Annotated in this window: 1 rRNA gene (running past one end of the window); it reads right to left on the reverse strand. The window is 54.1% G+C overall.

Annotated features, from left to right (window positions below):
- Positions 1-22 precede the first annotated feature (22 nt).
- Positions 23-1,403 (reverse strand): 23S ribosomal RNA (locus tag HNQ41_RS16455) (it continues 1,630 nt past the right edge of the window).

Raw genomic sequence — 1,403 nt, forward strand, 5'->3', positions numbered from 1 at the left:
AACCATTTACGCGTTTGAAATATTGGTTAAGCCCTCGACCGATTAGTATCTCTCAGCTTCACGTGTTGCCACGCTTCCACACGAGACCTATCAACCTCTTCATCTCAAAGGGGTCTTACTCACTTGACGTGATGGGAAATCTCATCTTGAGGTGGGCTTCATGCTTAGATGCTTTCAGCACTTATCCCTTCCACACGTAGCTACCCAGCTATGCTCCTGGCGGAACAACTGGTACACCAGCGGTGTGTCCATCCCGGTCCTCTCGTACTAAGGACAGCTCCTCTCAAATTTCCTGCGCCCGCGACGGATAGGGACCGAACTGTCTCACGACGTTCTGAACCCAGCTCGCGTACCGCTTTAATGGGCGAACAGCCCAACCCTTGGGACCTACTTCAGCCCCAGGATGCGATGAGCCGACATCGAGGTGCCAAACCTCCCCGTCGATGTGGACTCTTGGGGGAGATAAGCCTGTTATCCCCAGGGTAGCTTTTATCCGTTGAGCGACGGCCCTTCCATGCGGAACCGCCGGATCACTAAGCCCGACTTTCGTCCCTGCTCGACTTGTAGGTCTCGCAGTCAAGCTCCCTTATGCCTTTGCACTCTGCGAATGATTTCCAACCATTCTGAGGGAACCTTTGGGCGCCTCCGTTACTCTTTAGGAGGCGACCGCCCCAGTCAAACTGCCTACCTGACACTGTCCCCGAACCGGATCACGGTCCTGGGTTAGAACTTCAGTACAGCCAGGGTAGTATCCCACCGACGCCTCCACCGAAGCTGGCGCTCCGGTTTCTCAGGCTCCTACCTATCCTGTACAAGCTGTACCAAAATCCAATATCAAGCTACAGTAAAGCTCCATGGGGTCTTTCCGTCCTGTCGCGGGTAACCAGCATCTTCACTGGTAGTATAATTTCACCGGGTCTCTCGTTGAGACAGTGCCCAAATCGTTGCACCTTTCGTGCGGGTCGGAACTTACCCGACAAGGAATTTCGCTACCTTAGGACCGTTATAGTTACGGCCGCCGTTTACTGGGGCTTCAATTCAGCGCTTCTCCCCGAAGGGATAACGCCTCCTCTTAACCTTCCAGCACCGGGCAGGTGTCAGCCCCTATACTTCGCCTTGCGGCTTCGCAGAGACCTGTGTTTTTGATAAACAGTCGTTTGGGCCTATTCACTGCGGCTCTCCAGGGCTATTCACCCCAGAAAGCACCCCTTCTCCCGAAGTTACGGGGTCATTTTGCCGAGTTCCTTAACGAGAGTTCTCCCGCGCGTCTTAGAATTCTCATCTCGCCTACCTGTGTCGGTTTACGGTACGGGCACCTCTTTCCTCGCTAGAGGTTTTTCTTGGCAGTGGAGGATCAGGGACTTCGGTACTCATGTTCCCTCGCTGTCACTGCTCAGCCTTTA

Origin of the sequence: Texcoconibacillus texcoconensis (genome assembly GCF_014202575.1) — a bacterium.
Taxonomy (GTDB): Bacteria; Bacillota; Bacilli; order Bacillales; family Salisediminibacteriaceae; genus Texcoconibacillus; species Texcoconibacillus texcoconensis.